Origin of the sequence: Klebsiella sp. C239, from assembly GCF_048822715.1 — a bacterium.
Lineage (GTDB): Bacteria > Pseudomonadota > Gammaproteobacteria > Enterobacterales > Enterobacteriaceae > Klebsiella > Klebsiella quasipneumoniae.
Genome location: NZ_JBMEZK010000002.1, coordinates 636,558 through 662,727, shown reverse-complemented (window position 1 = coordinate 662,727; position 26,170 = coordinate 636,558). Strand labels below are relative to the sequence as shown.

Annotated in this window: 28 protein-coding genes; 7 read left to right on the top strand and 21 right to left on the bottom strand. The window is 58.6% G+C overall.

What is annotated here, in order from left to right:
- Positions 1-72: 72 nt before the first annotated feature.
- Positions 73-480 carry a Spy/CpxP family protein refolding chaperone gene (locus tag ACOI6Z_RS08425; RefSeq protein WP_023291097.1) on the top strand — a complete coding sequence of 136 codons (408 nt, stop codon included), beginning with the start codon at positions 73-75 and terminating at the stop codon, positions 478-480.
- 73 nt (positions 481-553) lie between these two features.
- Here ACOI6Z_RS08425 and ACOI6Z_RS08420 read toward each other — a convergent pair whose 3' ends face one another.
- Positions 554-721 (bottom strand): hypothetical protein, encoded by a 168-nt coding sequence (locus ACOI6Z_RS08420; RefSeq protein WP_004206134.1) that lies wholly within the window; start codon positions 719-721, stop codon positions 554-556.
- A gap of 24 nt (positions 722-745) precedes the next feature.
- Entirely contained in the window at positions 746-1,447 is a 702-nt protein-coding gene (locus tag ACOI6Z_RS08415; protein ID WP_023291096.1) for a pirin family protein, read from the bottom strand.
- A gap of 104 nt (positions 1,448-1,551) precedes the next feature.
- Between ACOI6Z_RS08415 and ACOI6Z_RS08410 the strand changes: the two genes are divergently transcribed.
- Positions 1,552-2,448, top strand: a complete 897-nt coding sequence (locus ACOI6Z_RS08410) for a LysR family transcriptional regulator (protein ID WP_004144865.1) — start codon at positions 1,552-1,554, stop codon at positions 2,446-2,448.
- 39 nt (positions 2,449-2,487) lie between these two features.
- Here the strand turns inward: ACOI6Z_RS08410 and ACOI6Z_RS08405 are convergent, their stop codons facing one another.
- The 11 genes from ACOI6Z_RS08405 to ACOI6Z_RS08355 all read right to left on the bottom strand — a co-directional run bounded on the left by ACOI6Z_RS08405 (position 2,488) and on the right by ACOI6Z_RS08355 (position 9,963).
- A complete protein-coding gene (locus ACOI6Z_RS08405) occupies positions 2,488-2,856 on the bottom strand; it encodes a DUF805 domain-containing protein (protein WP_017900662.1) in 369 nt (122 codons plus the stop codon).
- A 126-nt stretch (positions 2,857-2,982) separates the two neighbouring features.
- Positions 2,983-3,969: a glutathione S-transferase family protein gene (locus tag ACOI6Z_RS08400; RefSeq protein WP_065812768.1), complete on the bottom strand. Its 987-nt coding sequence runs from the start codon at positions 3,967-3,969 to the stop codon at positions 2,983-2,985.
- A 79-nt stretch (positions 3,970-4,048) separates the two neighbouring features.
- Entirely contained in the window at positions 4,049-4,441 is a 393-nt protein-coding gene (locus ACOI6Z_RS08395; protein ID WP_002917920.1) for a DoxX family protein, read from the bottom strand.
- Positions 4,442-4,801: 360 nt separating this feature from the next.
- Positions 4,802-5,098 carry a YqjK-like family protein gene (locus tag ACOI6Z_RS08390; protein ID WP_023291094.1) on the bottom strand — a complete coding sequence of 99 codons (297 nt, stop codon included), beginning with the start codon at positions 5,096-5,098 and terminating at the stop codon, positions 4,802-4,804.
- Positions 5,095-5,493, bottom strand: coding sequence for a phage holin family protein (locus ACOI6Z_RS08385; RefSeq protein WP_023291093.1), 399 nt, complete (start codon positions 5,491-5,493; stop codon positions 5,095-5,097). Before ACOI6Z_RS08385 ends, ACOI6Z_RS08390 begins: the two co-directional genes overlap by 4 nt.
- 2 nt (positions 5,494-5,495) lie before the next feature.
- Positions 5,496-5,801 (bottom strand): DUF883 family protein, encoded by a 306-nt coding sequence (locus tag ACOI6Z_RS08380; protein WP_002917916.1) that lies wholly within the window; start codon positions 5,799-5,801, stop codon positions 5,496-5,498.
- A gap of 45 nt (positions 5,802-5,846) precedes the next feature.
- Positions 5,847-6,215 (bottom strand): DUF1090 domain-containing protein, encoded by a 369-nt coding sequence (locus ACOI6Z_RS08375; RefSeq protein ID WP_004206124.1) that lies wholly within the window; start codon positions 6,213-6,215, stop codon positions 5,847-5,849.
- A gap of 149 nt (positions 6,216-6,364) precedes the next feature.
- Positions 6,365-6,742: an EnvZ/OmpR regulon moderator MzrA gene (gene mzrA, locus ACOI6Z_RS08370; RefSeq protein WP_072096611.1), complete on the bottom strand. Its 378-nt coding sequence runs from the start codon at positions 6,740-6,742 to the stop codon at positions 6,365-6,367.
- A gap of 8 nt (positions 6,743-6,750) precedes the next feature.
- Complete coding sequence (gene yqjA / locus ACOI6Z_RS08365) at positions 6,751-7,413, bottom strand: DedA family general envelope maintenance protein YqjA (protein WP_023291090.1); 663 nt, start codon at positions 7,411-7,413, stop codon at positions 6,751-6,753.
- 341 nt (positions 7,414-7,754) lie between these two features.
- Positions 7,755-8,531 (bottom strand): transcriptional regulator ExuR, encoded by a 777-nt coding sequence (gene exuR / locus ACOI6Z_RS08360; protein ID WP_065812767.1) that lies wholly within the window; start codon positions 8,529-8,531, stop codon positions 7,755-7,757.
- A 130-nt stretch (positions 8,532-8,661) separates the two neighbouring features.
- Positions 8,662-9,963, bottom strand: coding sequence for an MFS transporter (locus tag ACOI6Z_RS08355; RefSeq protein ID WP_023291089.1), 1,302 nt, complete (start codon positions 9,961-9,963; stop codon positions 8,662-8,664).
- 480 nt (positions 9,964-10,443) lie between these two features.
- Between ACOI6Z_RS08355 and uxaC the strand changes: the two genes are divergently transcribed.
- The 3 genes from uxaC (at position 10,444) to ACOI6Z_RS08340 (ending at position 14,047) form a co-directional block, all read left to right on the top strand.
- Entirely contained in the window at positions 10,444-11,856 is a 1,413-nt protein-coding gene (gene uxaC / locus ACOI6Z_RS08350; protein WP_023291088.1) for a glucuronate isomerase, read from the top strand.
- A gap of 18 nt (positions 11,857-11,874) precedes the next feature.
- Complete coding sequence (locus ACOI6Z_RS08345; protein WP_044524824.1) at positions 11,875-13,362, top strand: UxaA family hydrolase; 1,488 nt, start codon at positions 11,875-11,877, stop codon at positions 13,360-13,362.
- 130 nt (positions 13,363-13,492) lie between these two features.
- Positions 13,493-14,047: a YgjV family protein gene (locus tag ACOI6Z_RS08340; RefSeq protein WP_049013415.1), complete on the top strand. Its 555-nt coding sequence runs from the start codon at positions 13,493-13,495 to the stop codon at positions 14,045-14,047.
- A gap of 15 nt (positions 14,048-14,062) precedes the next feature.
- Here ACOI6Z_RS08340 and sstT read toward each other — a convergent pair whose 3' ends face one another.
- From sstT to ACOI6Z_RS08315, 5 genes are all read right to left on the bottom strand, one after another.
- The gene (sstT, locus tag ACOI6Z_RS08335) at positions 14,063-15,310 is read right to left on the bottom strand and encodes a serine/threonine transporter SstT (protein WP_023291085.1); all 1,248 of its coding nucleotides are present in this window, start codon (positions 15,308-15,310) and stop codon (positions 14,063-14,065) included.
- 267 nt (positions 15,311-15,577) lie between these two features.
- Positions 15,578-16,549 carry a TerC family protein gene (locus tag ACOI6Z_RS08330; protein WP_004188496.1) on the bottom strand — a complete coding sequence of 324 codons (972 nt, stop codon included), beginning with the start codon at positions 16,547-16,549 and terminating at the stop codon, positions 15,578-15,580.
- 272 nt (positions 16,550-16,821) lie between these two features.
- Positions 16,822-17,811, bottom strand: a complete 990-nt coding sequence (locus ACOI6Z_RS08325) for a Gfo/Idh/MocA family protein (protein ID WP_065812766.1) — start codon at positions 17,809-17,811, stop codon at positions 16,822-16,824.
- A gap of 73 nt (positions 17,812-17,884) precedes the next feature.
- Positions 17,885-18,385 (bottom strand): M48 family metallopeptidase, encoded by a 501-nt coding sequence (locus ACOI6Z_RS08320; RefSeq protein ID WP_032454156.1) that lies wholly within the window; start codon positions 18,383-18,385, stop codon positions 17,885-17,887.
- A gap of 19 nt (positions 18,386-18,404) precedes the next feature.
- The gene (locus tag ACOI6Z_RS08315; RefSeq protein ID WP_048335385.1) at positions 18,405-19,007 is read right to left on the bottom strand and encodes a helix-turn-helix domain-containing protein; all 603 of its coding nucleotides are present in this window, start codon (positions 19,005-19,007) and stop codon (positions 18,405-18,407) included.
- Positions 19,008-19,050: 43 nt separating this feature from the next.
- Here ACOI6Z_RS08315 and ACOI6Z_RS08310 point away from each other — a divergent pair, with 43 nt between their 5' ends.
- Both ACOI6Z_RS08310 and rlmG read left to right on the top strand, forming a co-directional pair.
- Positions 19,051-19,758, top strand: coding sequence for a B3/4 domain-containing protein (locus ACOI6Z_RS08310; protein ID WP_065812765.1), 708 nt, complete (start codon positions 19,051-19,053; stop codon positions 19,756-19,758).
- 85 nt (positions 19,759-19,843) lie between these two features.
- Positions 19,844-20,974 carry a 23S rRNA (guanine(1835)-N(2))-methyltransferase RlmG gene (rlmG, locus tag ACOI6Z_RS08305; protein ID WP_065812764.1) on the top strand — a complete coding sequence of 377 codons (1,131 nt, stop codon included), beginning with the start codon at positions 19,844-19,846 and terminating at the stop codon, positions 20,972-20,974.
- A 276-nt stretch (positions 20,975-21,250) separates the two neighbouring features.
- Here the strand turns inward: rlmG and ACOI6Z_RS08300 are convergent, their stop codons facing one another.
- From ACOI6Z_RS08300 to lsrR, 3 genes are all read right to left on the bottom strand, one after another.
- Positions 21,251-23,272: an NADPH-dependent 2,4-dienoyl-CoA reductase gene (locus ACOI6Z_RS08300; protein WP_065812763.1), complete on the bottom strand. Its 2,022-nt coding sequence runs from the start codon at positions 23,270-23,272 to the stop codon at positions 21,251-21,253.
- Positions 23,273-23,479: 207 nt separating this feature from the next.
- Positions 23,480-25,078, bottom strand: a complete 1,599-nt coding sequence (lsrK, locus tag ACOI6Z_RS08295) for an autoinducer-2 kinase (RefSeq protein WP_087824468.1) — start codon at positions 25,076-25,078, stop codon at positions 23,480-23,482.
- Between the two features lie 37 nt (positions 25,079-25,115).
- On the bottom strand, positions 25,116-26,087 hold the full coding sequence (gene lsrR, locus ACOI6Z_RS08290; RefSeq protein WP_004206105.1) for a transcriptional regulator LsrR: 972 nt from the start codon (positions 26,085-26,087) through the stop codon (positions 25,116-25,118).
- Positions 26,088-26,170 lie beyond the last annotated feature (83 nt).

Below are 26,170 nucleotides of genomic sequence, written 5' to 3'. Positions count from 1 at the left end.
TTTACACATCGCCATTATTGTTCAGGGAATAATAGTGCGTCTTATCATGACGCACTTATACAGGATAATAAAATGACAAAAGTATCACGAGCTATATTATTGACCGCCGCCGTTGCAGGTTTTTCGCTGGCGGCGCAGGCTGCGGAAGTGACTGCGCCAGCACCCGCTAAGGACCCTATCGTCCAGCACTTAAAACTGACTCCCGATCAGGTGAGCAAAATTAACAGCCTGCATCAGCAAATGGAAAAAAACGTTGAGCAGATTTCACAGCAAGACATTAAAGATGGCGCGCTGATTAACGTGATTGATTCCGGTAAATGGAATGAGAAAGCGGTGAAGGATCAGCTGGCGGCATTCAGTAAAATTGATCAACAGGTACGTTATTATCGCGTGAAGTACTATTTCGATGTGAATCAGGTACTGACGCCGGAGCAGCGCACCCAGGTGAAAAAAGATCTTGCCGACGCGCTGAGTGAATAATGCCATCAGCCCCTTTCGGGGCCGGTATTAGCGGCAGGCCATCAACGATAGCCGAATAATCCATGCAGCAGCTTCAGGCGAGACTTTCTTCATCCCGCAGGCGAATCTCCGCCTCGGCGACGATGGCTTCCAGTTCGCTAAGCATCTCATCATAACCAAAGCTGACGACGCCGACGGTTTCCGGCGGCGTCGGGGCTAGCGGCGTCGGAGACGCCTTTTTTCTGTTTTTCTTCTTACTCACTGACAGACTCCATCCCTTCCGTTGTTACACCGGTAAATCTATCAGCAAAGCGCGCAGCGGCGTATCGGCGACGAGGGTAATGTTAGCTTCGTCACGAATAAATGCCCCATCACCACAGGTGAGAGCCTGTTTGGGTTGTTCCTGCGCGACGGCATGGACGGTGCCGTGGATCGACTGCAGGTAGGCGCGCGGGCCATGCAATTGCACGTTGATCTGCTCACCTTTTTCCAGCGCGATGTGATAGACCCAGGCCTGCTGGCGAAGCTGGAGGCTATTATTCCCCCCATCCGGTGAGGCCAGCAGCTGTAGCGGCGCGTTGGCGACCTCGATTTTCTGCTGCAGCGGGTTTTCCCGCTGCGGGCAGGCATCGAGCCATAGCTGCATTCGCGTTAACGACTGCTCTTTGCTCAGATTGTGCTCGCTATAGCTCACGCCAGGCTGAGTGGCGATAATCAACGCGTCGCCGGCCCTGGCCTGCAGGTGATTGCCGTCGCTGTCGCGATACTCCGCTTCGCCTTCCAGAATCAGGTTCAGGATATCGACCTTGGGATACGTTCTGGCCTGGAACGAGGCCCCGGGGGCCAGCACTTCCTGATTGAGAACGCGTAAGGACGCGAAGCCCAGTAATTTTGGGTCGAAGTAGTGGCCAAAGGAGAAGGTGTAGCGGGCCTGCAGCCAGCCGAAGTCTGCTTGTCCGCATTGTTTGGCTGTTCGGGTAGTAATCATGTTCTTGACCTCTCTTTACACTAAATCAATGGTAAAGGTATGGACGCTGTATTGTTAGCCAGATATTCTGCCCGGTATGTTCAAATTTCCTGAATGAGAAAGCGATGGCTAAAGAGAGAGCATTAACGCTGGAAGCGTTACGCGTGATGGATGCGATCGACCGTCGCGGGAGCTTCGCTGCCGCGGCTGATGAGCTGGGACGCGTGCCTTCCGCCCTGAGCTACACCATGCAAAAACTGGAGGAAGAGCTGGACGTGGTGCTGTTTGACCGCTCGGGTCATCGCACAAAGTTCACCAACGTCGGGCGTATGCTGCTGGAGCGCGGTCGCGTGCTGCTCGAGGCAGCGGACAAGCTCACCACCGATGCCGAAGCCCTGTCTCGCGGCTGGGAAACTCACCTGACGATCGTCACCGAAGCGCTGGTGCCCACGCCGGATCTGTTTCCGCTGATTGAGAAACTGGCGACCAAGTCCAATACCCAGCTGTCGATTATCACCGAGGTGCTGGCCGGCGCCTGGGAGCGGCTGGAGCAGGGGCGGGCGGATATCGTTGTCGCACCGGATATGCATTTTCGTTCTTCCTCGGAGATTAACTCGCGCAAACTCTATTCGGTGCTCAGCGTGTACGTCGCGGCGCCGGACCACCCGATCCACCAGGAGCCTGAACCGCTCTCTGAGGTCACCCGCGTGAAATACCGTGGCGTCGCGGTGGCGGATACCGCGCGCGAGCGGCCCGTTCTCACCGTTCAGCTGCTGGATAAACAGCCGCGCTTAACGGTGAGCACCATCGAAGATAAGCGCCAGGCGCTGCTGGCCGGATTAGGCGTGGCGACCATGCCCTATCCACTGGTGGAGAAGGATATTGCTGAAGGACGCTTGCGGGTGGTCAGTCCGGAATATACCAATGAAATTGACATTATCATGGCCTGGCGACGGGACAGCATGGGCGAAGCGAAGTCCTGGTGCCTGCGTGAGATCCCTAAGCTGTTTGCCGGCAGATAGTCGAGGACGCTCCTCCCGCTAGCGGGAGGAGCAGGAAGATCAGTAGGAAAAGGGTTTTGGATCGGGCCCGAATCGGTTGTTGCCTTCCGTTCCGCGCTGGCAGTTAAAGATCAGGATCACCAGCCAGCCGATGACCGGGATCAACAGCAGCAGCAGCCACCATGCCGAACGGTCGGTGTCGTGCAGACGCCGAAACTGCACCGCCCACCACGGTAAAAAGACCAGTATGCCATAGATGGTCGTCAGAATGCCTTCGCCGCCCGCCCGCTGCCAGCCCAGCATTTTATCGATGATGCTCAATACGCCGGTCAGGATGAGGTTGACCAGAATAAACATCCAGTACTCTTTGCGCCGCGCACGGCCGCCAAATCCTATATAGTTTTTTAATACCTTGAGATACCAGTCCATTTCTACGCCTCAATTAACCGTCAATCACTTGTTTTTTAAGCGATCGCAATAAGAATAGACGTGAATGAATGGTGGGTAAATATCTGTTTTCTGAATTATTGGGCGCCATCACTGGCGCCCGACGGATCAACGGAAGCGCTGGTCGCGACCGTGTGGTTCGCTGAGATCCTGCTGCGGCCCAATGGAGATGATGCCGGTAGGGTTAATGGTTTTATGGCTGCGGTAATAGTGGTGACGAATATGCGGAAAGCTCACCGTCTCCGCGATACCCGGCATCTGGTAGATGTCGCGCAGGAAGCCGTAGAGATTGAGATAATCGCTGATGCGTCGTTTGTCGCATTTAAAATGGGTCACATACACCGGGTCGAAGCGTACCAGCGTCGTCCACAGGCGAATATCCGCTTCCGTCAGCTGATTGCCCGTCAGGTAACGATGCTGACCGAGGATCTGCTCCAGCCGCTCCAGCGAGGTAAACACCGCATCCACCGCTTCGTCGTAAGCCTGCTGACTGGTGGCAAAGCCGGCTTTATACACGCCGTTATTGACGTTGTCATATATCCAGCCGTTCAGTTCATCGATTTTTTCCCGCAGCGCCGGCGGGTAGTAATCCCCGGCTCTGGCGCCCAGGCCATCGAAGGCGGTATTAAACATACGGATGATTTCTGCCGACTCATTGCTGACGATGGTCTGCTGTTTTTTATCCCATAGTACCGGGACGGTGACGCGACCGGTGTAGTGCGGGTCGGCGTGCAGATACAGCTGATAGAGAAAATCGTGCTGATAAAGGGTGTCACCGGTGGCTTCCGGGAAGCTGTCGTCAAAAGTCCAGCCGTTTTCCAGCATCAGCGGATTGACCACGGAGACAGGGAGAAAAGGCTCCAGTCCTTTCAGCTTACGCATAATTAACGTGCGATGCGCCCACGGGCAGGCGAGAGAAACGTACAGATGATAGCGATCTTTTTCCGCCGCAAATTCCCCTTCACCACTCGGTCCGGCCGCGCCATCGGCGGTGAGCCAGTTACGGAAGGCGGAAACGGAACGCTTAAAACGCCCACCGGTGGATTTTGTGTCATACCAGGTATCCTGCCAGACGCCGTCGACTAATTGGCCCATCTTTATTCCTCCTTCAGACTTCAGATAGCAAAAGCGAGGAGTGGCCTCCTCGCTTTTTCATTCATTCAGTATAGTGCGCTTACCATTTCTTATTCAGTACACGGTCGATACTGAAGGCGCCCGGTCCGGTAATGGCCAGCAGCAGGTAACCGCCAGCGATGGTCAGGTTTTTCATGAACATCAGGGAGTTCACGCCTTCCGCAAAGTTGCTGTGGAACAGGAACGCGGTCAACAGCGTAAAGCCTGCGGTGAACAGCGCGGTGGTCCGGGTCAGGAAACCGAACAGAATCGCCAGTCCGCCGCCGAATTCAAGGAGAATGGTCAGCGGCAGCAGCGCACCCGGTACGCCCATGGCTTCCATATACTGCTGGGTTCCCGCATAACCGGTGATTTTGCCCCATCCTGCAGTGATAAACAGAATCGGCATCAGAATGCGCGCTACCAGTACACCAACATCTTCTAATTTTTTCATTTCTTACTCCAGAAAACCCAAAGGGCGGCGGTTTTGTTTTTTAGCGCAATCCCGCGTAGTTACGCGGTGTTGCTGTCGATGGAGAGGATAGTAGCGAGGCGGAGAGGGAATTGTTAGCAAGGAAAACTGTAGATCTAGTTCAAAGTTTCTGAGTAATCGGTAAGAGGGGGCGAAAAATGCCTCAACGTGATAGGTCACGACCGGCGCTGGTAAAGGCCTGGCCGGGCGGAATGGCATGGGATCAGAGGGCTGGCTGACCGCGGATGGCGGCCAGGGGGCAAGTTTTTACGCACGGCGTTGCGTATCGGGCGAGGAAGTGGCAGAGCGGGGCGCCGGGAAAAGCGCCCGCGCTCCGGGCGGCTAACGGACTGCCGACTGGCGCAGGATCCCGCGGACCAGCCGCCAGGTACTCCATAAACCCAGTCCGCGTTTGGTCCAGCGCATTAAAAAATGCGGGTGTCGGACGGACCACACGGCCATCAGACCGCTGCCCACCATCAGCCACGAACGTAAACTAAGCAGCGTATGCCAGCCGCGGTCTAAGGGCGCAGTCGCTTCCAGCCAGTGGCGGCGACAGGCGCTCAGCTCCAGCCGTTGCTGCTGGATCTGGCGCAGCAGCTGCGCCTTTTGCCGTTCACGCTCCTGTCGGCCATTCATGGTTTATCTTCCTCCAGAAGGGCACGGTCGTTCTCCAGCTCTCTTCGCGTCAGGCGCAGCAGCGTGGAGCGTCGCGCCTTACGTAAGGTAAGGATACCGACAATCGCGGCGGCGAGAAGCAGCACGACGGTGGTGGCGATCATGACGTGCAGGCGGTACTGAGCGTCAACGGCCCAGATAACCAGCACCAGCAGACTCATGAGGCCAAACGCGGCAAACAGCAGCGTCAGTCCGGTCATGATCAGCAGCTGGAAGAGGTTGGCTTTCTCCTCCTCCAGCTCCACGACGACCAGGCGCAGCCGTGTTTCCACCATTTCGACCAGCAGCGTAACGATACGCTGGCCAATGGAGAAGACGCGCTGACCCGGTCCCTGCGTGTGTTGAGTATTCGCCATAATCAGCGACGCGACAGCAGGACACCCAGCACCAGCCCGACGGCGGCGCCAATCCCGACCCCTGTCCACGGATTTTCGCGAACATAATCATCCGCTCGCGCGGCGGTCTCACGAGTTTGACGCAGAATCGCTTCGCTGGTCTCACCCAGACGGGCGCGGCTCTCTTTCAGCGCGCTCTCGGCTTTACTGCGCAGTTTACCCATCTCTTCTTTCGACTTGTCCGCCGAGGAATTCAGTACTTCCTCCAGGGTGTCCGCCAGCGTTTTCAGTTCTGCACGAAGGTCGTCAGTCACATTCTCTTTAGCCATGTCGTTCTCCTGTAGCGTGGTCCGTATTGCGAAAGTTAATAGTGATTAGTAATCCCGAGACTCCAGCGTTTTCAACTCCTGTTGCGCTTCATTGAGTTTATGCTGGCGTTTGTTGATTTTGTCCGCATCGCCTTTCTTCCGGGCTTCCTGCAGATCGCGCTGACGTTCAGCGATCTCTTCCCGCTGTTTGGCAATTTTTTGCTGATGATCGGCTTTGAGTTTACTGTCGCTGCAGTTCTCCCGTACCTGGCGTAGCGCGGTATTTAGCCCATCAATGCGACTTTGATTGTGATGCTTTTCGGCATAGCTAATCTCTCGTTGAATATCCTGCTCTTTTTCCTGGCAGGGAGAGGCGGCTATGGCGCTGGCGCTAAGTGAAGACAGGGCCAGAAGCAGAGCGATGCGGTGTTTCATGGATAGTACCTTCCATTGTCTTAGGGGATACCCGGAGGATAAACCCGTTCCCGTTGGTAAACGTGAATGCGTTGATTCACGCAGGTTTAAGCATAGTAACAAATGCGGGAAACCACCAGACTGCGTTGAAAACGCAGTCTGACGGCCGTTTACCCGAGCCGATGCGGCGCGTCGCGCAGGCGGGATAACCAGGCGGTGGGCGAGTTATCGTCTTCCAGCAAGGCGATAATATAACCATGAGGCAGAGCGCGGCCGAGAACCTCTTTCGCCGCCGCGCCCTGGGCGGTGGAATCAAACTTAATCAGCAGGCCATCCTTTTGCGGCGTAATGCTCTTGAAGCGGATACCGTTGGCGTCGAGGTGATGCCAGACGGAGAAACCATCCGGCATACTGACGCCCTGGCCAACCGGACGGATCGCCAGCGTGGCCTCTTGCTGCTGCACCGCCAGCCATAGCCAGAACAGCGCGCAGAGCAGAAGAGAGCCACCCAGCAGCCAGCTGAGCTGGCGCAGGGAAGGGCGTTTTATGACCATCATTAGCCCCGGCTTCTGTATTTTTTCTTCCACAGCACCACCAGCGAGCCGACCAGTCCGAAGACCAACAGCGCAACCGGCAGGAGCATCAGGCAGGACATCAGCTGATCTTCATACTTAAGGAATACCGGGGTTTTACCCAGCAGATAGCCCAGCGAGGTCAGGATGAGCACCCACAGCAGGCCGCTCATCCAGTTAAAGAACTGAAAGCGGGCGTTATTGAGGCCGGAAAGCCCGGCGATGGTCGGCAGCAGCGTGCGCACGAAGGCGATGAAGCGGCCGATCAGCAGCGCGGAGAGTCCATGTTTATGAAACAGGTGATGCGCGCGCTGATGATAGTGAGAGGGCAGATGCGACAGCCAGTTTTGCACGATCCGCGTATTGCCCAGCCAACGCCCCTGGATGTAGCTCAGCCAGCAGCCGAGGCTGGCGGCGGCGGTGAGCAGCAGCAACGTTTCCGGAAAGCCCATCGCCCCTTTGGCGATCAGCACGCCCACGAGCACAAGCAGGCTGTCCCCCGGCAAAAACGCGGCAGGCAATAACCCGTTCTCAAGGAACAAAATCATAAACAAGACAAAATACAGCATGCCAATCATGGAGGGATTCGCGAGCGTTTCGTAATCCTGAGCCCACAAGGCATTCAATAACTGGGTTAATAGTTCCATTCACGATTCCTGGTACATCGGTTAACGGCACGTCTGAGCGCGCGGCATGTAGGGCGACAAGATTTTTATGAGATTATGGTCGCTGCTTCGGCGCTCTGAACGCTTCCCTGTATAAAATTGAAGTAAGTCGATACCTACTCCCAGAACGGCAAAATGCATCTAATTGTAACAAATCACCTGACTTTCCGTCAGAGAAATTGCAAGGTGTTGCTCGTTGATTTTGCTGATTGCGGCGATGGGAGGCGAGAGGATTTACACAGGCTGACACTATATATGTTTTGCTTACCCCAGCCTGCATGGGGAACAGGCGCGCAGGGGCCGCGCGCCGGGGGGATAAAGGCTTATTTCGCGCCGTTGGCCGCGGTATCGAGATGAACCACCGGGTTTTCGGCAAATAAGTAGCGATCGGCATTAAATTCAAAGTCGTCGCTGGTTTCGTTAAACAGCATTTGCTTGGTATTTTCCAGATGCTGCCACATCGCCAGTTTGGCGGCGTTCGGATCTTTACGCAGCAGAGCCTTCAGGATCTGATCGTGGTCGTCGCACCAGTTATCGACGGTGCGCAGGTCGATATGCTCATGCAGCTTTTTCCAGTACGGGTTATGCACGCGCTGGGTCCACATTTTTTCCACGATCGCCGCCAGGGCGCTATTCTGCGTGGCCAGCGCCACCTGGACGTGAAACTGCAGATCCCATTCGGAGTCGCGGAAACACTTCTCGTTGCGCGCTTTCTCCTGAATCTCCATCAGCTTCATGATGTCCTGCTTGGTCACCTGAGTGGCCGCGAATTCGGCGATATTGCTTTCAATAAGCTGCCGCGCCTGCAGCAGCTCAAAGGGGCCATAGTTGGCGAACTCCAGGCTTTCATCGGCCACCTGCTGGTATTTCGGATGGTTGGAGATGACGTGAATGCCCGACCCTTTACGGACTTCGACATAGCCTTCCACTTCCAGCATGATGATGGCTTCACGAACCACGGTGCGGCTAACGTTTTTTTCATCGGCGATAAAGCGCTCGGCGGGCAGCTTATCCCCTACAAGGTAGACACCTTGTTCGATGCGCATCTTCAGCTCAGCGGCAAGTTGCTGATAAAGACGGCGTGGTTCAATGATTTCCATATTCGCTCCCGCAAGATGGCGACAATATTCGATTTGTTATACCACTTTTACGCGATTTCCACCACTGGCAGGGATGAAAAAGCCGCCTGAGAAGGCGGCTTGGCAGGCGATCACCTCAGCATAAGCGTCTCTAACTCTGGGTGGCCGGTTTGCGGCTGCTAAGCGGCGTCGTGTCATCGTCAGCCGGTTTGTTTTTCAGCACCGTCCAGATGACCAGCGCGCCCAGCAGGTCAAAGACCGCCAGTACCGCAAACAGCGGGCTGAAGCCGATGGTGTCTGCCAGCGCGCCGACGACCAGGGCGAACATGGTGCTCGCCAGCCAGGCGGCCATCCCGGTCAGACCGTTGGCGGTAGCGACTTCGTTACGGCCAAAGACGTCGGAAGAGAGGGTAATCAGCGCCCCGGACAGCGCCTGGTGAGCAAACCCGCCGATGCACAGCAGGGCAATCGCCACGTACGGGCTGGTGAACAGGCCGATCATCCCCGGGCCAATCATCAGCAGGGCGCCCATGGTGACCACCATTTTACGCGACACGATCAGGTTAACGCCGAACCAGCGCTGGAACAGCGGCGGCAGGTATCCACCGACGATGCAGCCGAGGTCGGCGAACAGCATCGGCATCCAGGCGAACATCGCGATCTCTTTCAGGTTAAAGCCGTAAACCTTAAACATGAACAGCGGGATCCAGGCGTTAAAGGTCCCCCAGGCCGGCTCGGCGAGGAAGCGCGGCAGGGCGATACCCCAGAACTGACGGTTGCGCAGGATCTCCCACGGCGACATTTTCTTCGCATTATTGGTCTGGTGTTGAGACTCCTGGCCGCCAATGATGTAGTCGCGTTCTTCGTCAGATAATTTCTTCTGGTCGCGCGGGTGTTTGTAGAAGATCAGCCAGGCGATGGCCCAGGCGAAGCTCAGAACCCCGGAGATAATGAACGCCATCTGCCAGCTGTGCATGACGATCGCCCACACCACCAGCGGCGGCGCGATCATGGCGCCGATAGAGGAACCTACGTTGAAGTAGCCCACCGCGATAGAGCGTTCTTTTGCCGGGAACCATTCGGAGCTGGCTTTCAGCCCGGCGGGGATCATCGCCGCTTCCGCCGCGCCCACCGCGCCGCGGGCCAGCGCCAGTCCGCCCCAGCTGCCGGCGAGGGCGGTCGAGCCGCAGAATATCGCCCAGGCGATAGCGAAGAAGGCATAGCCGACTTTAGTCCCCAGAATATCAAGGACATAACCTGCGACAGGCTGCATGACGGTATAGGCAGCGGAATAGGCTGCAATGATATAGGAGTACTGTTGGGTCGAGATGTGTAACTCTTCCATCAGCGTCGGCGCGGCCGCCGCCACGGTGTTACGGGTCAGGTAGCCCAGCACGGTGCCCAGCGTCACCAGTGCGATCATGTACCAACGTAACCCTTTAATTTTACGCATGTAAACCTCATCGTCTGTAATTTCTCCGCACCAGGTGCGGCCTCTCCTGACGGCGATACGCGGTCAGGAAAGCGAAACGGAGGGTTCAGGAGGGCGGTCCCCTCTGGCCCGAACCTTACCATCAGTTGTTATGTAAAAAGTCGGTATCCATTCCGTATAAGCCGATGCCATAAACACCGGTAAAGCATTTCGTCGGTTTATATGTTGCGACGGCAGAAAGATAACTTGTCATACAACTTTAAAAGTTGAGTGCTGTCACAAAAGCGGGAAAGTTAGTGTGGTCTTTATGATTGGCGAAGAAAGCCAGATACGGCGCGCCCTGGCGAGATGTTTGCCGCGCGCAGACGGTTTTTTTTATCAGCGTTTATTGATCTAACTCACGAAAAACAGTTCGGTCTGTAGAAATTGGTGTGATAACTTTGTCAGCATTGTAGTCAATCATCTGAAAGGCTCCCGCTCCGGAGCGAAGAGGACACACGAATGACACCGTTTATGACCGAAGATTTTCTACTCGATAGCGAATTTGCCCGCCGCCTGTACCACGATTACGCCAAAGATCAGCCTATTTTCGACTACCATTGCCACCTTCCGCCGCAGCAGGTTGCCGAAAATTACCGTTTCAAAAATCTGTATGACATCTGGCTGAAAGGCGATCACTATAAATGGCGCGCGATGCGCACCAACGGCGTGCCGGAGCGTCTGTGTACCGGTGATGCCTCCGATCGCGAGAAATTTGACGCCTGGGCAGCCACCGTGCCTCACACGATTGGCAACCCGTTATACCACTGGACCCATTTAGAGCTGCGTCGCCCATTTGGTATTACAGGTAAGCTGCTGTCGCCTTCCACCGCCGATGAGATCTGGGACCAGTGCAATGCGTTACTGGCGCAGGACGCCTTCTCCGCCCGCGGGATCATGAAGCAGATGAATGTGAAGATGGTCGGCACCACCGACGATCCGATTGATTCCCTGGAACACCATGCGGTTGTCGCCAAAGACACTTCATTTGATATCAAGGTGTTGCCGAGCTGGCGCCCGGATAAAGCGTTCAACATCGAGCAGGCGACCTTCAATGACTATATGGCTAAGCTGGGTGAAGTGTCCGACACCGATATTCGCCGTTTTGCGGACCTGCAAAGCGCGCTGACCAAACGTCTGGACCACTTTGCCGCTCACGGTTGCAAAGTCTCCGACCACGCCCTGGACGTGGTGCTGTTTGCGGAAGCGACTGACGCCGAGCTGGACGCCATTCTGGCGCGTCGCCTGGCTGGCGAAACCCTCAGCGAACGCGAAGTGGCGCAGTTCAAAACCGCGGTGCTGGTGTTCCTCGGCGCAGAGTATGCCCGTCGCGGCTGGGTGCAGCAGTACCACATCGGCGCGCTGCGCAATAACAACCTGCGTCAGTTCAAACTGTTAGGCCCGGACGTTGGCTTTGACTCGATCAACGATCGCCCGATGGCTGAAGAGCTGTCTAAGCTGCTGAGCAAGCAGAACGAAGAGAACCTGCTGCCGAAAACCATTCTCTACTGCCTGAACCCGCGCGATAACGAAGTGCTGGGCACCATGATCGGTAACTTCCAGGGCGAAGGGATGCCGGGCAAGATGCAGTTCGGCTCCGGCTGGTGGTTCAACGATCAGAAAGACGGCATGGAGCGGCAGATGACCCAGCTGGCGCAGCTCGGCCTGCTGAGCCGCTTTGTCGGGATGCTGACCGACAGCCGCAGCTTCCTCTCCTACACCCGCCACGAATACTTCCGTCGTATTCTGTGCCAGATGATCGGCCGTTGGGTGGCCGCCGGCGAAGCGCCTGCGGATATCGCGCTGCTGGGCGAGATGGTGAAAAACATTTGCTTTAACAATGCGCGTGACTATTTCGCCATTGAACTGAACTAAGACCAGAGGTCGGTTGATATGCAATACATCAAAATCCATTCGCAGGATAACGTCGCGGTCGCGCTGGCGGATATGACGGCCGGTAGCGTGGTGACGATCGACAATGACCCGGTCACCCTCGGTCAGGATATCGTTCGCGGACACAAGTTTGCACTGCGCGCTATCGCGAAAGGGGAAAACGTCGTTAAGTATGGGTTGCCGATTGGCCATGCGCTGGCGGATATCGCGCCGGGCGAGCATGTCCATGCGCACAATACGCGCACCAATCTCAGCGACCTTGACGCGTATCGCTATCAACCTGAGCAGGTTGCCCAACCGCCGCAGCCAGCGGATCGCGAAGTGCAGATTTATCGTCGCGCCAATGGCGACGTCGGGGTGCGCAATGAGCTATGGATCCTGCCGACCGTCGGCTGCGTCAACGCCATGGCCCGTCAGATGCAGAACCGTTTTCTGAAAGAGGCGAACGGCGCCGAAGATATCGATGGGGTGCATCTCTTCAGCCATACCTACGGTTGCTCACAGCTCGGGGACGACCACATCAACACCCGCACCATGCTGCAGAATATGGTCCGCCATCCGAACGCCGGAGCGGTGCTGGTGGTGGGCCTTGGCTGTGAAAACAACCAGGTGGATGCTTTTCGCGAAACGCTGGGCGAGTATGATCCGCAGCGCGTGCACTTTATGGTTTGTCAGCATCAGGACGATGAAGTGGAGGCAGGGGTGGCGCATCTCCACCAGCTGTATGACGTGATGCGTCAGGATAAACGTCAGCCGGGCAAGCTGAGCGAGCTGAAGTTTGGCCTCGAGTGCGGTGGGTCGGACGGCCTGTCCGGCATCACCGCTAACCCGATGCTGGGGCGCTTCTCAGACTATGTGATCGCCAACGGCGGCACCACCGTACTGACCGAAGTGCCGGAGATGTTCGGCGCCGAACAGCTGCTGATGAGCCACTGCCGCGACGAAGCGACCTTCGACAAGCTGGTGACCATGGTCAATGACTTTAAGCAGTACTTTATCGCTCACGACCAGCCTATTTACGAAAACCCCTCGCCGGGCAACAAGGCCGGGGGGATCACCACCCTCGAAGATAAGTCGCTGGGCTGTACCCAGAAAGCGGGCTCCAGCCAGGTGGTGGATGTCCTGCGCTACGGCGAGCGTCTGAAGGTACATGGTCTGAACTTGCTGAGCGCGCCGGGCAATGATGCCGTCGCCACCAGCGCGCTGGCCGGCGCCGGCTGCCATATGGTGCTGTTCAGCACCGGCCGCGGCACGCCGTACGGCGGCTTTGTGCCGACGGTGAAGATCGCCACCAACAGCGAGCTGGCGGCAAAGAAAAAGCACTGGATCGACTTCGATGCCGGACAGCTGATCCACGGCAAAGCGATGCCGCAGCTGCTGGAGGAGTTCGTGGACACCATTGTGGCTTTCGCCAACGGCAAACCGACCTGTAATGAGCAGAATGACTTCCGCGAGCTGGCCATCTTTAAAAGCGGTGTTACCCTGTAAAGGCGCATTCATATTGGCGCCCGGGCGGCGTTGATCGCGCATTGGCCTGATAGCGCAGCGTCATCGGGTAAGCAACAGCGGCGTTTCAGCCTGTGAAGCGCCGTTTGTTTTTTTCTATCAGGGAGCTTTCATGACCGCATATTGGCTGGCCCAGGGCGTCGGCGTCATCGCCTTTCTTATCGGCATTACCACCTTTATCAACCGCGACGAACGTCGCTTCAGGCTTCAGCTGGCGGTCTATAGCGGCGTTATCGGCGTCCATTTCTTCCTGATGGGCGCCGCGCCTGCCGGGATGAGCGCCGGGCTTAATGCGCTCCGCACGGTCATTTCCCTACGCACCCGCAGCCTGTGGGTGATGACGATCTTTATCCTGCTGACGCTGATCCTCGGCCTTGGCAAGCTGCAGCATGCTATGGAGCTGCTGCCGATTATTGGCACTGTCGCCAGCACCTGGGCGCTGTTTCGCTGTAAGGGGCTGACCGTCCGCTGCGTGATGTGGTGCTCCACCGCCTGCTGGGCGACGCATAACCTGTGGCTGGGTTCCATCGGCGGGACGCTGATTGAAGGCAGCTTCCTGATCGTCAACGGCCTGAACATTATTCGCTTCCGCCGGATGCAAAAGCGGGGTATCGATCCGTTCAGGGTTGAAAACGCGGTGCAGGAAGAGAGCCCCTCCGCGCGGTAGCGGAGGGGAAAGGCATTAGCTACGCAGGGCGTTTTTCGCCAGCTGGTCGTCTTCCGCCATGCAGGCGGCGGCGGTAAACAGGGCGTCGGTGGAGGAGTTCAGCGCGGTTTCGCAAGAATCCTGCAGCACGCCGATAATAAAGCCGACGGCAACCACCTGCATCGCCACATCGTTCGGAATACCAAACATATTACAGGCCAGCGGGATCAGCAGCAGCGAACCGCCCGCCACGCCGGAGGCGCCGCAGGCGCACAGCGAAGCGACCACGCTTAGCAACAGCGCCGTCGGCAGATCCACCGGAATATTCAGCGTATGGACCGCCGCCAGCGTCAGCACGGTGATCGTGATTGCCGCGCCCGCCATATTGATAGTTGCCCCCAGCGGAATGGAGACCGAATAGGTATCGCGATCCAGGTTCAGCTTCTCACACAGCGCCATATTCACCGGAATATTAGCGGCGGAGCTGCGGGTGAAAAACGCGTAGACGCCGCTTTCGCGCAGGCAGGTCAGCACCAGCGGATAGGGGTTGCGGCGGAGCTTCCAGAACACCAGCAGCGGATTAATCACCAGCGCTACCAGCAGCATACAGCCCACCAGCACCAGCAGCAGCTGGGCGTAACCCCACAGGGTTTCAAAACCGGTGGTCGCCAGGGTGGAAGAGACCAGACCGAAGATCCCAAGCGGCGCAAAGCGGATCACCACTTTAACGATAAAGGTCACCGCGTGGGAGACATCGTTGATCAGGTTTTTAGTGGTGTCGTTACCGTGACGCAGGGCGAAGCCAAGGCCCACCGCCCACACCAGAATACCGATATAGTTGGCGTTCAGCAGGGCGTCGATCGGGTTGGACACCATGCTCATTAGCAGGCCGCGCAGCACCTCAACAATCCCCGACGGCGGCGTGATGCTGTCGGCGGCGGTGGTTAAGTGCAGGGTCGAGGGAAAGACAAAACTGAACAACACCGCGGTCAGCGCCGCGCTGAAGGTGCCCAGCAGATAGAGAAACAGAATGGGGCGGATACTGGTTTTTTGTCCGTGCTGATGGTTGGCGATCGAGGCCATGACGAGCATCAATACCAGCACCGGCGCTACCGCTTTTAACGCGCCGACGAACAGGGTCCCCAGCAGGCCGACGGCGATAGCCGCAGGCTTAGAGACCAGCGCCAGCAGCACGCCAAGTACCAGGCCGACTAAAATTTGTTTCACCAGGCTGCCTTGTGCCAGGCGGGAAAGCCACCCTGATGAGGGAGTGCGTGTGGTCATAATTCATTCCTTCCAGTGATGTAGCAAGCCATCCCAGCCACGTATTATTTGTTACGTTTATGTCAGGATGTAAGTATATGTTTGCATAGTCGAGTATACGGAAAGAATGACGGGCGGGAAGCGCAAAATACTGTGATTTTAATCTGGATCTTATTTTTTAACTATGTAGCAACATAATTGTGACATGAGCAGGCATTATCGTTACGAAAAGATCTGCTATAGCCGATTACCGCGCCGCCAGCGGGGGCCGACGGCGCGCCAGGCTGGTTACTCAGGCAGTTTGCGCTGCTTGTCGTGCTGCTTGTTGACCCAGGCGTTAATCAACAGCGTGACGGTCAGGATACCACCCACGACCCCCAGCGAGATGGCGACCGGGATATGGTAGAAATCGACGATCAGCATCTTCACGCCAATAAACACCAGGATCACCGACAGGCCATATTTGAGCATTGAGAAGCGCTCAGCGACCCCCGCCAGCAGGAAGTACATGGCGCGCAGGCCAAGAATGGCAAACAGGTTCGAGGTCAGCACGATAAACGGGTCGGTGGTGACCGCGAAGATCGCCGGGATACTGTCGACGGCGAATATCACATCGCTCAGCTCGACCAGAATCAACACCAGCAGCAGCGGCGTGGCGAACAGCACCCCGTTTTTACGGGTGAAGAAGCGCTCGCTCTCGATTTTATCGGTCATTCGCAGATGGCTGCGGATCCAGCGCACCAGCGGTTTGTCGCCGATGCCGGAATCGTCCTCTTTCGCCAGCGCCATCTTCACGCCGGTAAACAGCAGGAAGGCGCCGAAGACGTACAGCAGCCAGTCGAACTGGGAGATAAGCCAGCTGCCGGCGAAGATCATAATGGTGCGCAGAACAATCGCCCCGAGGACGCCATACACCAGCACCCGGCGCTGCAGTGCAGGCGGCACGGCGAAGTAGCTGAACAGCATCAGCCAGACGAAGACGTTATCGACCGCCAGCGCTTTTTCAATCAGATAGCCGGTGAGGAAGGCCAGGGCCTGCGGATCGGCGACGGCGCGGCCCTGGGTTTGCACCAGATACCACCAGAACGCGGCGTTAAACAACAGAGAAAGTGTGACCCAGAGGATAGACCAGCCAGCGGCCTGCTTCATGGTCATGCTATGCGAACCGCGTCGTCCCTGAAGCAGCAGGTCGATCGCCAACATGATCGCGACGACGACAGCGAATCCACCCCATAGCAACGGCGTGCCGACAGTATTCATTTGATATTCCTTACATAAAAACAAAAACGGCTGACGTCGGAAGACGGCAGCCGCTGCGCTTTTATGCATAGACCTCGCCTTCCGGCAAGGTCTCACTTACAACAACCAAAGTTCATCGCGATGGGCTTTGGTAATTGCCCGGCGACCGGATGCGGTGTTACACGCATCGTAATGACGATCGGCCGGCAAGGAAGTTACTCCCCTTTGCTCGTAACAAAATATGTCACGGGGCGGTTTTCGTCAATGGCGGCCAGACGGGCCTTTACACTCTTTTACGCCAGCGGCTGCGTATCGGCCGGGAACATCACCCCGGTCTGGCGACGAATTTCGCTCGACAGTTTCGCCGTGATACGGCTCACTGCCAGGCCCGGATGGTCGACATCCTCTGTTTCCACCAGCCGCGCGAAGGTCTCCGCCTCGTACAGCATAGTATTGATATGCTGCGGCTGCGTCAGGTCCTGGGCTTTGCCGCCGCGCGGCACAAACGCCAGCTTCTGGCACTCGGAGATTTTTTCGATCACTAATACGCCGTCTTCGCCCTGAATTTCACTGGGGATCGCCGAGTCGCTCACCTTGGAATGATGCAGCGTCACGTCGAAGTCGCCGTAGCTCAGCACCACGGTGCCCTGGGCGTCCACGCCGCTGTCCAGCAGGCTGGCGGTGGCATGAACGGCCCGCGGTTCGCCCCACAGCGCCACAGCGGACGCCAGGCAATAGAAGCCGATATCCATAATCGACCCGTTGGAGAACGCCGGATTAAAGGTGTTGGGGTTTTCGCCGTCGAGGTAGCGCTGGTAGCGCGAAGAGTACTGGCAGTAGTTAATGAAGGCTTTACGCAGTTTACCCACTTTGCCGAGGGTTTCCTTCAGCAGCAGAAAGTTGGGCAGGCTGGCGGTTTTGAAGGCTTCAAACAGCACCACGTTGTTGGCTTTCGCCACCGCGATGGCCGCCTCGACCTCCTGCAGATTCGACGCCAGCGGTTTTTCGCAAATGACGTGCTTTTTGTGGCTCAGGAACAGCCGCGTCTGCGGGAAGTGCAGGGAGTTCGGGCTGGCGATATATACCGCGTCAATGGCGTCGCTTTGCGCCAGCGACTCCAGCGAGGTAAACAGATGCTCGACCGGATAGTCATTGGCGAAGGCTTGCGCCTGTTCGAGGCTGCGGGAGTAGATGGCGGTAAGTTTATATTTGCCGGTTTCATGGGCGGCATCGACAAACTGCTTAGTGATCCAGTTTGTGCCAACAACTGCGAAACGTATCATAAACGGTGACGAACTCCATTAAAGGGAACCTGTCGTCACTCTATCATGCCCCCATGACAAAACCAGTGCGTGACTACGCAGAACGATTTAACGAAAGGTGCGTCAGCCACAGGCGGGTGTCGAACTCCAGCTGATGGTACTGCGGCTCCATATGGCAGCACAGCTGGTAGAAGGCTTTGTTGTGCTCCTTCTCTTTCAGATGCGCCAGTTCATGGACCACGATCATCCGCAAAAAGTCCTCCGGCGCGTCGCGAAATACCGTCGCCACGCGAATCTCCGCTTTGGCTTTCAGCTTGCCGCCCTGAACGCGGGAAATGGCGGTATGCAGGCCGAGCGCATTGTTCAGCACGTGGATCTTACTGTCATACATCACTTTGTTGATCGGCGCCGCGCCGCGCAGAAAGCGGTTTTTCAAATCCTGGGTGTACTGATATAGCGCTTTATCGCTGTTCACGTCGTGCCCATGCGGATAGCGCTTTTGCAGCACCTCTCCAAGGCGGTTTTGCTCGATTAACGTGGTCACCTGCGCCAGCAGCGATTCAGGATAGCCCTGTAAATAAATGAGTTTTGTCATCGTCTTATCATTATGTCTGTCAGGAGGGCAGTTCAGCCACGGTCATGGTAAAGACCAGCGGCGCGGGCCCCGCATTCCGGTACCCGTGCTCTGTTTCGGTACGGGCCACCGCGGATTCCCCGGCCGCCACCGTGCGGCAGGTCTCGCCAAGCGTCAGCGTCAGCGCGCCGGCTTCCACGTGCAGCAGCTCGAAGGTCGTCGCCGGATGGCCGGGCGAGGTAAAGGCTTCGCCGGGCTGCATCTCCCAGCGCCACAGCTCAATCATATTCGGCCCGGCGGTGCCGGCGAGGAGCCTGGCGCAGCCCCCCAGCGGGCCTTGCCAGAGGGTGGGGATCTGCTCGGCGGGAATAATATGCAACGCGGGTTCGCTAGCCACATTGACAATATCCGCCACCGAGACGCCCAGCGCGGCGGCGAGTTTGCAGAGGATCGCAATGCTGGGGTTGGCGGCCTCTTTTTCCATCTCGACCAGCATGCCTTTGCTGATGCTGGCCCGGCGCGACAGCTCGTCCAGCGACATTTTTTTCGCTTTACGGTAGGCCTTCAGCCGCGTGGCGACGGCGCGACTTACTTGGTCGACATCAGATCCTGAATCGGTCGTTATATTGACTTTTACGTTCATTGGTCACTATGATGAAACAAATTGGTCATTACAGGATTATCGAATGCGTAGCGTAACGCCGTCAATCGAATCTGCGGTCAGCCGCCTGGCGCCGGGCTTTCGGGCATTAAGTATTGTGGTGGAGAGCGCGCCGGTGGCCAATCCCGCCGTCGCGGAACAGGCGCTGGCCGAGGCCTGCCTGGCGGTGCAGCAGGATGATGTGCCCTGGGCGCAAGCGCACCTGGCGGCATGGGATGAAGTGTTCAGCGCCTTCGGCGCGAAGGCGAAACGTACCCCCTGTTCGGCGCAGGCGCTGCGCAAGCGGGTGCTGAAGGAGGGGAGCCTGCCGGCCATCGATCCGGTGGTGGATATCTACAACGCGATCAGCATTCGCTATGCCATCCCGGTCGGTGGGGAAAATCTGGCCGCCTACCGTGGCGAACCGCGGCTGGCCATTGCCCGCGGCGATGAGCCATTCGATACGCTAAAATCGGCAGAGCCGGTGGTGGAATATCCGGAGCCGGGCGAAGTCATCTGGCGGGATGATATAGGCGTAACCTGCCGACGCTGGAACTGGCGGCAGGGCGTACGCACCCGGCTGGACAGCGGCGCGCAGACGATGTGGTTTATTCTCGAAAGCCTGCCGGCGATGCCGTTGTCGGCCCTGCATGAGGCGGGAGAGCGGCTGGTAGGCTATCTGCAGCAGCTGATGCCCGGCGCCCGCGCCTCGATAACGCTGCTGCGAGCCGATGACGAGGGCGATCTACGCTGAGCGGCGATGATCAGCGATCTCTCTTCAACTGGACAGGATTTGCGTATAAACTCGCGGGTTTTACTATTCCGGAGGCGGAGAGGCGATGAGCCAGGCAGAGTTAAACGGTGAGTTATTCACATTAGAGCGGTTCCCACCTAACGCTGAAGAAGAAGCGCTTCAGGCGTGGGAAGCGGCGGATGAATATCTGCTGCAACAGGTGAATGACGTCGACGGCCTGACGCTTATCTTCAACGACGGCTTCGGCGCGCTCGCCTGCGCGCTGGCGGAACGCAACCCGGTGAGCATCAACGACTCCTTCATCTCCGAGCTGGCGACCCGCCACAACCTGCGGATGAACGGCATTGATGAAGAGAGTGTGCGTTTTCAGGATAGCCTGAGCCCGCTGCCGGCCGGGCCGGCGCTGGTGCTGATTAAGGTGCCAAAGCAGCTGGCGCTGCTGGAACAGCAACTGCGCGCCCTGCGCGCAGTGGTGACGCCGGAAACCCGCATTATCGCCGCGGCGAAAGCGCGCGATGTGCATAACTCGACGCTGGCGCTGTTTGAAAAAATCCTCGGCACCACCACCACCTCGCTGGCGTGGAAAAAAGCGCGTCTGATCCACTGCGTTTTCACCGCCCCTGAGCTTGCCGATGCGCCGCAAACCTACAGCTGGAAGCTGGACGGCACGCCGTGGACCATCCACAACCATGCCAACGTCTTTGCCCGCAGCGGTCTGGATATCGGCGCGCGCTTCTTCCTGCAGCATTTACCGTCTGATTTAGAAGGCGAGATCGCCGATCTCGGCTGCGGCAACGGGGTGATAGGCCTGCAGGCGCTGGCGCAGAACCCCCATGCCCGCGTGATGTTCACCGATGAGTCGCACATGGCGGTGGCTTCCAGCCGGTTGAACGTTGAGCACAACCTGCCGGACGATATTGACCGTTGTGAATTTATGGTCAACAACTCGCTCTCCGGCATTGAGCCGGACCGCTTTACGGCGATCCTGTGCAATCCGCCGTTCCACCAGCAGCACGCCATTACCGACCATATCGCCTGGCAGATGTTTAACGACGCCCGCCGCAGCCTGAAATACGGCGGCGAGCTGTACGTCGTCGGCAACCGCCACCTCGATTACTTCCGTAAGCTGAAGCGCGCTTTTGGTAATTGCACGACGATTGCGACGAACAATAAGTTTGTCATTTTGAAAGCGACGAAGGTGCGTAAGCAGCGCTGATCCGTGTGGCTATTTCCCCGGCTTGCGGCTGTCGCCTTAGCCGGGCTACCGACTGTCGCCTTAGCCGGGCTACTGACTGTCGCCTTAGCCGGGCTACCGACTGTCGCCTTAGCCGGGCTACCGACTGTCGCCTTAGCCGGGCTACCGACTGTCGCCTTAGCCGGGCTACCGACTGTCGCCTTAGCCGGGCTACCGACTGTCGCTTTAGCCGGGCTACCGTTCGGGATTATCGTGGTAGCCCGGGGAAGGCGCATCGCGCCGCCCCCCGGGACACGGCTAAATCGCCAGGGCCAGCTTCGTGCCCTGGGCAATCGCCCGGCGCGCATCCAGCTCCGCCGCCACGTCGCAGCCGCCGATCAAATGCACCGTTTTCCCCGCCGCGCGCAGCGGATCCGCCAGCTCGCGGCGCGGCTCCTGACCGGCGCAGATCACGACATGATCCACCGCCAGCAGCTGGCGCTCGCCGCCGATCGTCACGTGTAATCCCTCATCATCGATCTTCTCATAGCTGACCGCCGGGATCATTTTCACGCCGCGCGCCAGCAGCGTGGCGCGGTGGATCCAGCCGGTGGTTTTGCCGAGCCCGTCGCCCGGTTTGCTCGCCTTGCGCTGCAGCATCACAATCTGTCGCGGGCTTTGACTCAGCTGCGGGCCTTCAGGATGCAGCCCGCCCGCCGTCCGCAGGCTGGTATCGATACCCCATTCGCGACAGAACTCGCCGATATCCTGGCTGGTGGCCACCCCCGACTGGCTTAAATACATCGCGGTGTCGAAGCCGATGCCGCCGCAGCCGATTATCGCCACCTTCGCGCCAACCGGCGCTTTATCGCGTAAGACATCCAGGTAGCTGAGCACCTTGGGATGATCGATCCCGACGATCGCCGGCAGGCGCGGGGCAATGCCGGTGGCGAGGATCGTCTCATCGAACGCCAGCAGATCGTCTGCCGTGACGCGGGTGTTCAGACGTAGATCGACGCCGTTAAGATCGAGCATTCTACGGTAGTAGCGCAGGGTTTCATGAAACTCCTCTTTGCCGGGGATCTGTTTGGCGATATTAAACTGGCCGCCGATCTCCGGGAGGGCATCGAACAACGTGACGTGATGACCGCGGGCGGCGGCGTTAACCGCGAAGGCCAGACCGGCAGGCCCGGCGCCGACCACCGCCAGCCGCTTAGGGGCGTTGGCAGGCAGGACCGGCATCAGGGTTTCATGGCAGGCGCGCGGGTTGACCAGACAGGAGGTGACTTTGCCGACGAAGATCCGATCGAGACACGCCTGGTTGCAGCCGATGCAGGTGTTGATCTCATCGGCGCGATCGCTCTGCGCTTTCGACATAAATTCGGCATCGGCAAGGAACGGGCGGGCCATTGAGACCATGTCGGCATCGCCGCGGGCGAGGATCGCCTCCGCGACCTGCGGATCGTTGATGCGGTTGGTGGTGATCAGCGGGATCGACACCGCGCCCTTCAGTTTGCGGGTGACCCAGCTAAAGGCGCCGCGCGGTACCGGAGTGGCGATGGTCGGAATGCGCGCTTCGTGCCAGCCGATGCCGGTGTTGATGATCGTCGCCCCCGCCGCCTCGATGGCTTTGGCCAGCGCGGTGACTTCCGCCAGCGTGCTGCCGTCGTTAACCAGATCGAGCATCGACAGACGGTAGATGATAATGAAATCGTGACCGGCGCGCTGGCGCACGGCCTTGACTACTTCAACGGCGAAACGCATCCGGCGCGCGTAATCGCCGCCCCATTGATCGTTGCGCTGGTTAGTGCGCGCGGCGAGGAATTCGTTAATCAGATAGCCCTCAGAGCCCATCACCTCCACGCCGTCATAGCCTGCTTCCCGCGCCAGCTGGGCGCAGTGGGCAAAATCATCGATCAGCGTGAGGATCTCGTCGTGGCTCAGCTCATGAGGGGTGAACCGGTTAATCGGCGCCTGCAGAGGAGAGGGGGCGACCAGCGCGGGCTGGTAGCTGTAGCGCCCGGTGTGCAGGATCTGCAGGGCGATTTTACCGCCTTCCTGATGTACCGCGTCGGTGATCTGGCGATGATGCGCCAGATGGCTGGCATCGTTGAGTACCGCGCCGCCGGCCATGGTCACCCCGGACGGGGCGGGCGCGATGCCGCCGGTGACGATCAGCGCCACGCCGTGCCGCGCGCGCTCGGCGTAAAAGGCCGCTAACCGTTGCGCGCCGTCGGGCAGTTCTTCCAGACCGGTATGCATGGAGCCCATCAACACGCGGTTTTTGAGGGTAGTGAAGCCCAGCTCAAGCGGGGCGAAAAGCGACGGATAGCGGCTCATAATGGCTTCCAATGTAAAATTATTGTTATGTGGTCGGATGAGTTACTAATTTAGCCGTCGTGAAGAAAAAGGGAAAAGGGGAGTGCGGTGATTGTGATGGGATTCAAAGAACGGCGAAGCGTTGCCTCTCTCCCAAAGGGAGAGGGGCAAGCGGGCACTGAAAATCAGGCTTCGCGCTGAACGGTTCCCTCTCCCGCCGGGAGAGGATTAGGGTGAGGGGGAAGACACAGCGCGCTGGCGGCGTTCGAGGCCCGGCGCCTGCCACATCGACGTTGTCAGCCCGCTATCGACAAGACCAAGCTGATCGGCATAGACCGACTGCCATTTACTCATCATCTCCTGATACAGCTCGCGATGCTGCGGATTAGGGGTGAACTCGCGGTGCCAGCTCACTAACTTTTCTCCGGCGCTGGCCATGTCGCCGTACAGCCCGGCGCCAGCGCCGGCGGCGATGGCGCAGCCGAGGGCGGTGGCTTCGCGGACCACCGGCACCCGCACCGGCAGGCCGGTGACGTCGCTGAGGATCTGGCTCCACAGCGCTCCCTTCGAGCCGCCGCCGGCAAACACCAGGCTATCGAAAGTCACCCCGGAAAACTGCGATATCTGCGCCAGGTTGCAGGCGGAGACAATCGCCGCGTTCTCCTCCAGGGCGCGGAACAGAGTGGCTTTATTGCACTTCTCCGGATCGATGGAGAGGTTAATAAACGACGGCGCGGCGTGGTACCACTGCTTAAAGTGCATGGCGTCGGAAAAAATAGGCATCACGCCGTGGGAACCGGCGGGTACGCGGCTGGCCATCTCCTCCAGCAGCGAATAGGCATCGACGCCGAGGCGCTCGGCAATCAGCTTTTCTTCAGCGCAGAAGGCGTCGCGGAACCAGCGCATGGTCAGGCCGGTAAAAAAGCTGATGGACTCCGCCTGCGCCATGCCGGGAATGACGTGAGGGTTAACGCGAATATTCATCTGCGGGTCGGTGCGCACCTGCGGCAGATTCACCACCTGCTGCCAGAAGGTGCCGCCGAGCACTGCGCTTTGTCCGGCGCGCACCACCCCGAGTCCCAGGCAGCCGAGCTGCACGTCGCCGCCGCCCATCACCACCGGCGTCCCGGCGCGCAGGCCGCTCTGCTGGGCTGCCGCTTCGGTGACGGCGCCCAGCAGCGTGCCGGTCTCTTTCACCGGCGACAGCATATCGGCGCGCAGCCCGGCCATATCCAGCAGCGCCGGACGCCAGTCGCGGCTGAACAGATCGAGCATGCCGGTGGTGCCCGCGTTTGACGGGTCGACCGCCAGCTCGCCGGAAAGCTTCGCCGCCAGCCAGTCGCTGATCATGGTGATGGTCGCCGCCTTGCGGTAGATATCGGGCCGATGGTGCGCCAGCCACAGCAGGCGCGGCATCGCGCTGAGCGCCAGCGTTTGCCCGGAGACCTCGTACACCTCGGATTCAAAACGATAGTCGTGGATCTCTTTAAGCTCCGCGACTTCGCGGCTGGCGCGGGCATCAACGTTGGCGCAGGCCCAGATAGCCTCGCCGTTGCGGTCATAGAGGACGATCCCTTCGCGCATCGAACAGCAGGCGACGGACTGAATATCGGCGGGAGAGAGCCGGGCGGCGTCGAGCGCCTGGCGAATGCACTGGCAGGCCAGCTGCCAGTTGGTGGTAAGGTCGAACTCCATCGAGCCGGGGACGTTATAGACGCTCAGGTGTTTCCATTCGGCCTGGCCCACCGCCAGCTGGCGGCCATTGAGATCGAAAATGACCGCCCGAATGCTGCCGGTCCCGGCATCTAACGCTAACAGGTAACTCATGACATGCGCCTCGCTGTTGTCGCGCGGCGCCGGGCCTTCAGGAGGCCAGTGCGAGCACCGCGCGTGCTGTTGTCTCTTCCGTTACCAGGCCATTAATCCGCTTGCCAATCAGAGCGGCATGAATCGCCTGCGCTTTTTGTTCTCCTCCGGCGACGCCGACGATGGTCGGCAGCTGCGCCAGCTCATCCAGGGTCACGCCGAGCAGTTCCCGATGGATCTCCAGCCCCTCTACCGGCCGGCCGTCGGCCTGCAGGAAATAACCTAAAATGTCGCCGACCGCCCCTTTGCGGGCGTACATCAGCTGTTCGCCCTCGCTGATATAGCCGGAGCGCAGAATGGTCGCGTCGCGCCGCTGATCGATAGCGCCAATGCCAACCACCGCCGCGTCCGCCGCCGTCGCCGCCAGCATCACATCGCGCACGCTGGATTCGCGGCGCAGGATTTCGGCGACCTCCGCCGACGAGACCCGCAGCGGCGCCGGAATAATGCTCACGCTGCAGGCGGCATCCAGCTGACCGATGCCGGTCATATAGGGGCCGACGCCGCCGGAGAGGGTCACCAGCCGCACCTGCTGCGAGCCGATAAAGCCGCTGAGATGCTGCAGGCAGCTCATGGTGGCTTCGCCGAAGCCGACCGCCAGCAGCTGTCCTGGTTGCAGAATCCCCATCAGCGACTGCGCCGCGCCTATCCCCAGCCGGGTATTCATCGGCGGGGTGTTGAGCGCCGGCAGCACGCGAGCAATCTTGAGGCCAAAGCGCTGCTGGAGTTCGCTTTCCAGCGCCAGACACCCTTCATAGCGCGAGTTGATCTGCACGCGGATCACCCCGGACTGGCGACCTTTCTCCAGCAGGCGGGAAATCTTCAGCCGCGGCAGCCCCAAACGCTCGCCGATGTCGTTTTGCGTCAGGCCGTCGTGGTAGTAACACCACGCCACCCGCGCCACCAGCTCTTCCTCGGCTAACGCCAGCCCGGCGTAGCGATGGTCTTCCGTAATGCGTTTTTCGCTCATAAATTGAACTCTTATAAAAATTTAGATCATATGTTCGCTATTGCGCGGCCGGAAAGTGTGAGCCGACTGGCAAAACGGATCTT

What these genes read in the sequence shown, in the direction of transcription:
- ACOI6Z_RS08425 (WP_023291097.1), top strand. Translation starts at nt 73, where the DNA reads ATGACAAAAGTATCACGAGCTATATTATTGACCGCCGCCGTTGCAGGT.
- ACOI6Z_RS08415 (WP_023291096.1), bottom strand. Translation starts at nt 1,447, where the DNA reads ATGATTACTACCCGAACAGCCAAACAATGCGGACAAGCAGACTTCGGC.
- ACOI6Z_RS08410 (WP_004144865.1), top strand. Translation starts at nt 1,552, where the DNA reads ATGGCTAAAGAGAGAGCATTAACGCTGGAAGCGTTACGCGTGATGGAT.
- ACOI6Z_RS08405 (WP_017900662.1), bottom strand. Translation starts at nt 2,856, where the DNA reads ATGGACTGGTATCTCAAGGTATTAAAAAACTATATAGGATTTGGCGGC.
- ACOI6Z_RS08400 (WP_065812768.1), bottom strand. Translation starts at nt 3,969, where the DNA reads ATGGGCCAATTAGTCGACGGCGTCTGGCAGGATACCTGGTATGACACA.
- ACOI6Z_RS08395 (WP_002917920.1), bottom strand. Translation starts at nt 4,441, where the DNA reads ATGAAAAAATTAGAAGATGTTGGTGTACTGGTAGCGCGCATTCTGATG.
- ACOI6Z_RS08390 (WP_023291094.1), bottom strand. Translation starts at nt 5,098, where the DNA reads ATGAATGGCCGACAGGAGCGTGAACGGCAAAAGGCGCAGCTGCTGCGC.
- ACOI6Z_RS08385 (WP_023291093.1), bottom strand. Translation starts at nt 5,493, where the DNA reads ATGGCGAATACTCAACACACGCAGGGACCGGGTCAGCGCGTCTTCTCC.
- ACOI6Z_RS08380 (WP_002917916.1), bottom strand. Translation starts at nt 5,801, where the DNA reads ATGGCTAAAGAGAATGTGACTGACGACCTTCGTGCAGAACTGAAAACG.
- ACOI6Z_RS08375 (WP_004206124.1), bottom strand. Translation starts at nt 6,215, where the DNA reads ATGAAACACCGCATCGCTCTGCTTCTGGCCCTGTCTTCACTTAGCGCC.
- yqjA (WP_023291090.1), bottom strand. Translation starts at nt 7,413, where the DNA reads ATGGAACTATTAACCCAGTTATTGAATGCCTTGTGGGCTCAGGATTAC.
- exuR (WP_065812767.1), bottom strand. Translation starts at nt 8,531, where the DNA reads ATGGAAATCATTGAACCACGCCGTCTTTATCAGCAACTTGCCGCTGAG.
- ACOI6Z_RS08355 (WP_023291089.1), bottom strand. Translation starts at nt 9,963, where the DNA reads ATGCGTAAAATTAAAGGGTTACGTTGGTACATGATCGCACTGGTGACG.
- uxaC (WP_023291088.1), top strand. Translation starts at nt 10,444, where the DNA reads ATGACACCGTTTATGACCGAAGATTTTCTACTCGATAGCGAATTTGCC.
- ACOI6Z_RS08345 (WP_044524824.1), top strand. Translation starts at nt 11,875, where the DNA reads ATGCAATACATCAAAATCCATTCGCAGGATAACGTCGCGGTCGCGCTG.
- ACOI6Z_RS08340 (WP_049013415.1), top strand. Translation starts at nt 13,493, where the DNA reads ATGACCGCATATTGGCTGGCCCAGGGCGTCGGCGTCATCGCCTTTCTT.
- sstT (WP_023291085.1), bottom strand. Translation starts at nt 15,310, where the DNA reads ATGACCACACGCACTCCCTCATCAGGGTGGCTTTCCCGCCTGGCACAA.
- ACOI6Z_RS08330 (WP_004188496.1), bottom strand. Translation starts at nt 16,549, where the DNA reads ATGAATACTGTCGGCACGCCGTTGCTATGGGGTGGATTCGCTGTCGTC.
- ACOI6Z_RS08325 (WP_065812766.1), bottom strand. Translation starts at nt 17,811, where the DNA reads ATGATACGTTTCGCAGTTGTTGGCACAAACTGGATCACTAAGCAGTTT.
- ACOI6Z_RS08320 (WP_032454156.1), bottom strand. Translation starts at nt 18,385, where the DNA reads ATGACAAAACTCATTTATTTACAGGGCTATCCTGAATCGCTGCTGGCG.
- ACOI6Z_RS08315 (WP_048335385.1), bottom strand. Translation starts at nt 19,007, where the DNA reads ATGAACGTAAAAGTCAATATAACGACCGATTCAGGATCTGATGTCGAC.
- ACOI6Z_RS08310 (WP_065812765.1), top strand. Translation starts at nt 19,051, where the DNA reads ATGCGTAGCGTAACGCCGTCAATCGAATCTGCGGTCAGCCGCCTGGCG.
- rlmG (WP_065812764.1), top strand. Translation starts at nt 19,844, where the DNA reads ATGAGCCAGGCAGAGTTAAACGGTGAGTTATTCACATTAGAGCGGTTC.
- ACOI6Z_RS08300 (WP_065812763.1), bottom strand. Translation starts at nt 23,272, where the DNA reads ATGAGCCGCTATCCGTCGCTTTTCGCCCCGCTTGAGCTGGGCTTCACT.
- lsrK (WP_087824468.1), bottom strand. Translation starts at nt 25,078, where the DNA reads ATGAGTTACCTGTTAGCGTTAGATGCCGGGACCGGCAGCATTCGGGCG.
- lsrR (WP_004206105.1), bottom strand. Translation starts at nt 26,087, where the DNA reads ATGAGCGAAAAACGCATTACGGAAGACCATCGCTACGCCGGGCTGGCG.